We start from the raw sequence: 5,314 nt of genomic DNA, 5'->3' as shown, positions 1-5,314 counted from the left end.
TCTGCGGGGCGCTGGAAGAATTCTGCGCCCAGCATGGCATCGCCGAAGCCGTGATCCATGGCGGCGTCGGCTCGACGATCGGCGCGCGGTTCGAGGCTGGGCCGGCGGTCGAGCGTTTCGCGACAGAGGTCGCGATCACGGGTGGGCGGATCGCCGATGGCGGCGAGGGACCCAATGCCTCGGTCGACGTCGTGCTGGTCGATTATGGCGGCGATATCGCTTCCGGCCGGTTGCTGCGAGCGGATAACCCCGTGCTGATGACCTTCGAGCTGGTGCTGGAGGCGAAGGAGGGCGTGGGCAGGTTCTCCCAGGATGGCAATAGATGGTGACCTCAGCCTCCTTTGCTGTTATACAAATCGTATAACAGCAAAGGAGGCTGAGGTCATGAATAGGCAACTCTCTCCGAGCCAGTCCGAAGCGGGCGAAGCCGTCAATGTCCTTCAGGTGCGCAAGATCGGCAATTCGCTCGGGCTCATCCTGCCGAAAGAGATATTGGCGCAGCTAAAGCTCTCAGAGGGCGACAAGCTTCATCTCGTCGAGCAGCCGAATGGCGGATTTCGCTTCGTCAAACAAAAGCCGGACTTCGACAAGGCGATGGCTGCAGCACGACGTGGCATGAAGCTCTACCATAACGCTCTTGCGGAACTGGCCAAGTGACCGAGCCGGACTGGCTGTCCGAAGACGTCGTGATCGCGATCCATGACGAACAGATCGCGATCCATGGCGGTGGAGCAGGGCTTCGCGATCCTGGAATGCTGGCCTCGGCTCTCGAGCGCCCCGTCAACAAATGGTCCTACGAGAATTCAGATCTTGCTGAACTCGCGTCGGCCTATGCCTTTGGCCTCGCGAAGAATCACCCCTTCATCGACGGCAACAAGCGCACGGCACTGCTGGCTCTCTATACCTTCCTGTATATCAACGGGATCGACTTCATCGTCGCCGAAGCCGATGCGGCCGCCGCCATCCTCGCTCTCGCCGCGGGCGAGGTCGAGGAGGAGGGGCTGACGCGCTGGATCCGCGACAACTGGCCGAAGGACGCGCCGGCCTGACCGGGCCGGTGTCCAGCGCCGTTTTTCCCGAACGCGAATGGCAAGACCTCCTCTTGCCGGCCATGGAGCCTCGACCGATATGACCCTGCGCGACGAGCTGCTCGACCGCTTCTTCCGTTATGTCGCGGTCGATACACAGAGTGACGCGGCGGCGACGACGCTGCCGAGCACGCCCGGCCAGCAGGTGCTTGCGGAACTCCTGGCCGAGGAGTTGCGGGCGCTGGGGCTCGACGAGGTGATCGTCGATGCGCATGCGACCGTCACGGCGGTGAAGCGCGGTACGAAGGCCCATGCGCCGCGCATCGGCTTCATTGCGCATCTGGACACCGTCGATGTCGGGTTATCGCCGGTGGTCAAGCCACAATTGCTGCGCTTCGAGGGCGAGGATCTGTGCCTGAATCGGGAGAAGGACATCTGGCTGCGCGCTGGCGAGCACCCGGAAATCGCACCCTGGAAGGGCCATGACATCGTCTTCGGCGACGGCACCAGCGTGCTGGGCGCCGACAACAAGGCCGCGGTTGCGATCCTGATGACGCTGCTCGCCCGGCTCTCGCCGGAGGAGGAGCATGGCGATATCCATATCGCCTTCGTGCCGGACGAGGAGATCGGCCTGCGCGGTGCCAAGGCGCTCGATCTCCAGCGCTTCGCCTGCGATTTCGCCTATACGATCGACGGGTGCCAACTGGGCGAGGTGATCTACGAGACCTTTAATGCGGCGAGCGCCCGAATCGTCTTCGCCGGCGTGACCGCGCATCCGATGTCGGCCAAGGGCGTGCTGTTGAACCCGCTGCTGATGGCGCATGACTTCATCGCCGCCTTCGACCGGGCGCAGACGCCGGAGCACACCGAGGGGCGCGAGGGCTATGTCTGGTTCACAGGGCTGAACGCCAATGCGGCCGAGGCGGTCTTGCAAGCCAATATCCGCGATTTCGACCGCAGCTCCTTCGCCGCGCGCAAGCAGCTCATCGCCGAGGTGGGGCAGGAGATCGCCAAGCGCTATCCGAGCGGGCAGGTGCGCTGGGAGGTGAGCGACGTCTACGGCAATATCGAGGACAGCCTCGGCGATGACCGGCGCAGCATCGATCTGCTGATGACGGCGCTGCGCGAGCTCCAGATCGCACCGAAGGTGATCCCCATGCGCGGTGGCACCGATGGGGCGGCTCTCTCGGCGCGGGGCCTGCCGACGCCCAACTTCTTCACCGGCGGGCTGAACTTCCACTCCCGCTTCGAGTTCCTGCCGGTGCCGGCCTTCGAGGCGTCCTACGAAGTGGCGCGGCGCATCTGTCTGCTGGCGGGGCAGGACCCGGTGTGACGGCCTCGTGCGGCGTCGTGCCTCTGGTGCCCGTCAGACCGCGCCTTACATGCTCGACGAAAGCGAGAGCCTGAAGCCCATGTCCGAGCACGACAGCGAAGCCAATCGTTTCTCCGCCCGCGCGGCGCGCTATGCGCGCGTCGGCGCCAATGTCGGCGGTGTCGCGGCGCGGATGGCGGGAGCGCGGCTGTTCGGTCTCGAAGGACGCAATGCGTCCAATGCCGAAGCCTTGGCCAAGGCGCTCGGCGGGTTGAAGGGCCCGATCATGAAGGTGGCGCAGCTGATCGCCACGATCCCGGATGTGGTGCCGCCGGAATATGCCGCCGAATTGCAGAAGCTGCAATCGCAGGCGCCACCGATGGGCGCGGCCTTCGTCAAGCGCCGGATGATGGCCGAACTGGGCGCTGGCTGGCGCGACCGCTTCGGGGAGTTCGATCTTCGGCCCGCCGCGGCGGCCTCGCTCGGGCAGGTTCACCGTGCGACGACGCGCGAGGGCGCGCCGCTCGCCTGCAAGCTGCAATATCCGGATATGGAATCGGCGGTCGAGGCCGATATCGCGCAGCTGGACGTGCTGTTCTCGCTGCACCGGCGCATGGGCGCGGTGATCGACACCAGCGAGATCGTCGAGGAAATCGGCGCGCGGGTGCGCGAGGAGCTGGATTACCGGCGCGAGGCCAGGCATGGCGCGCTCTACCGGGTCATGCTGGCCGAAACGCCCGAGGTGCGCGTGCCGGCGGTGGAAGACGCGCTCTCGACCAAGCGGCTGCTCAGCATGCACTGGCTGGAAGGGACGCCGATCCTGTCCCACAAGCAGGACGAGCAGGCGGTGCGGGACCGCATCTCGACCGCGATGTTCAAGGCGTGGTGGCGCCCCTTCAGCCATCACGGCGTCATTCATGGCGACCCGCATCTGGGTAATTACACCGTGTTTTCAGAGGGGGGCACGCCGGCGGGCATCAACCTGCTCGACTATGGCTGCATCCGCATCTTCCCGCCGCGTTTCGTCGGGGGGGTGGTCGATCTCTATCGCGGCCTGCAGAGCGGCGACGATGCGCGGGTCGTTCATGCCTATGAAACCTGGGGCTTCAAGGGGCTCAGCAAGGAACTGGTCGAGACTCTCAACATCTGGGCCCGCTTCATCTACGGGCCGCTGCTCGAGGACCGGGTGCGGCGGATCGCAGAGGGCGTCAGCCCCGCCGAATACGGGCGCAAGCAGGCGTTCCAGGTGCATCAGGCGCTGAAGCAGCGCGGGCCCGTGACGGTGCCGCGCGAATTCGTCTTCATGGATCGCGCCGCGATCGGGCTGGGCGGCGTCTTCCTTCATCTCGACGCCGAACTCAATTTCCACCGGCTGTTCGAAGCGGAGATCGAGGGATTCGAGACCGCGCAGGTGGCGCAGCGGCAGGCCGCGGCGCTCGCCGCCGTCGGGCTGTGAGGCGCAGCGCAAGCCACGCGACCTCACCTATTGCGGTGCAGCGGCCATTGCCGCGAGAGTGGGCGCTTTAAATCGTTTGAAATCGCGATAAGTGGGTGTATGGCAGCTTGATGCGGTGGGGACCGCCCGCCGAATACGCTGGCGCGTTGCCCGTGCGGCGCGGGTGCGCTAAACGCAAAGAGACTGTGGCTTTTTCCAGGATCGAGATCATGGCCGACCATGCCCATCACGCCGAGACCCCGGCGATGGACTATCCCGAGCACGAGCGCACCTATAGCGGCTTCGTCCACATGGCCGAGGTCGGAACGGTGGCCTGCGTCGCGATCGTCGCGGCGCTCGCCGTGGGCGGCACCAAGCATGCTTGGGGCACCGCGCTGATCGGCACGCTTCTGTCGGTGATCGGCACGGGCGTCGGCATCGCCGCGCCGACGATCGGCTGGCGCGCGCCGCTGGTCGCCCTCGTGCTGATGCTGCTCGCGCTCGTCCTGCTCTGATCCGCCTCTCATAACGCCGGAAAGGCCTCACCCCGCCATGCGCATTGCTGTCCCAGCCGAAACGCAAGGGGCGGAGACCCGCGTCGCCGCCACGCCGGAAACCGTCCGCAAGTTCAAGGGCCTCGGCGCCGAAGTCGTGATCGAGGCCGGGGCGGGCAAGGCCTCCGGCATTCTCGATGCGGATTACGAGGCTGCGGGCGCGACCATCGCCGCCACCGCCGCCGAAGCGCTCGCTGGCGCGGCGATCGTGCTGAAGGTGCGGCGCCCTTCCGAGGCGGAGATCGCGGCGCTGCCGGCCGGCGCGCTGGTCGTGGCGACCATGGATCCCTACGGCAATGAGGCGCAGGTCGAGGCGCTGGCCAAGGCCAACGTCGCCGCCTTCGCGATGGAGTTCATGCCGCGCATCACCCGTGCGCAGGTGATGGACGTCCTCTCCTCGCAGGCCAATCTGGCCGGCTATCGCGCCGTCATCGATGGGGCGGCCGAATATGGGCGGGCGCTGCCGATGATGATGACTGCGGCCGGCACGGTGCCCGCCGCGAAGATCTTCATCATGGGCGTGGGCGTCGCCGGCCTGCAGGCGATCGCGACCGCGCGGCGCCTCGGCGCGATCGTGACCGCGACCGATGTTCGCCCGGCGACCAAGGAGCAGGTCGAATCGCTCGGCGCCAAGTTCCTCGCCGTCGAGGACGAGGAGTTCAAGCAGGCGCAGACGGCCGGCGGCTACGCCAAGGAGATGTCGAAAGAGTATCAGGCGAAGCAGGCGGAGCTGACCGCCAGCCACATCGCCAAGCAGGACATCGTCATCACCACCGCGCTGATCCCCGGCCGCCCGGCACCGAAGCTGATCACGGCCGCGATGGTCGAGAGCATGAAGCCCGGTTCGGTGATCGTCGATCTGGCGGTCGAGCGCGGCGGCAATTGCGAACTCGCCAAGGCCGGGGAGGTCGTGACCACGCCGAACGGGGTCAAGATCGTCGGCCATCTCAACGTGCCCGGGCGCCTGCCCGCCACCGCCTCCTCG

7 protein-coding genes are annotated in these 5,314 nt (G+C 66.4%); all 7 read left to right on the top strand.

From position 1 onward, the window contains the following. On the top strand, positions 1 to 329 hold a 329-nt coding region (locus ACOJTB_RS11475), incomplete at its 5' end, for a PPC domain-containing DNA-binding protein (RefSeq protein WP_465248405.1). Positions 330 to 384: 55 nt separating this feature from the next. Further along, complete coding sequence (locus tag ACOJTB_RS11470; RefSeq protein WP_420102651.1) at positions 385 to 657, top strand: AbrB/MazE/SpoVT family DNA-binding domain-containing protein; 273 nt, start codon at positions 385 to 387, stop codon at positions 655 to 657. Beyond that, positions 654 to 1,049 (top strand): type II toxin-antitoxin system death-on-curing family toxin, encoded by a 396-nt coding sequence (locus ACOJTB_RS11465; protein ID WP_420102650.1) that lies wholly within the window; start codon positions 654 to 656, stop codon positions 1,047 to 1,049. The genes ACOJTB_RS11470 and ACOJTB_RS11465 overlap by 4 nt, the downstream gene beginning before the upstream one ends. 79 nt (positions 1,050 to 1,128) lie before the next feature. Continuing rightward, complete coding sequence (gene pepT / locus ACOJTB_RS11460) at positions 1,129 to 2,361, top strand: peptidase T (protein ID WP_420102649.1); 1,233 nt, start codon at positions 1,129 to 1,131, stop codon at positions 2,359 to 2,361. Positions 2,362 to 2,440: 79 nt separating this feature from the next. Next, complete coding sequence (locus tag ACOJTB_RS11455) at positions 2,441 to 3,796, top strand: ABC1 kinase family protein (protein WP_420102648.1); 1,356 nt, start codon at positions 2,441 to 2,443, stop codon at positions 3,794 to 3,796. Positions 3,797 to 4,005: 209 nt separating this feature from the next. Next, entirely contained in the window at positions 4,006 to 4,290 is a 285-nt protein-coding gene (locus tag ACOJTB_RS11450) for an aa3-type cytochrome c oxidase subunit IV (protein WP_420102647.1), read from the top strand. 37 nt (positions 4,291 to 4,327) lie between these two features. Continuing rightward, a partial coding sequence (locus ACOJTB_RS11445) for a Re/Si-specific NAD(P)(+) transhydrogenase subunit alpha (RefSeq protein ID WP_420102646.1) occupies positions 4,328 to 5,314 on the top strand: 987 nt, incomplete at its 3' end.

It is taken from the genome of Allobosea sp. (assembly GCF_048595345.1).
Classification (GTDB): domain Bacteria; phylum Pseudomonadota; class Alphaproteobacteria; order Rhizobiales; family Beijerinckiaceae; genus Allobosea.
This window is presented reverse-complemented; position numbering and strand designations above follow the sequence as displayed.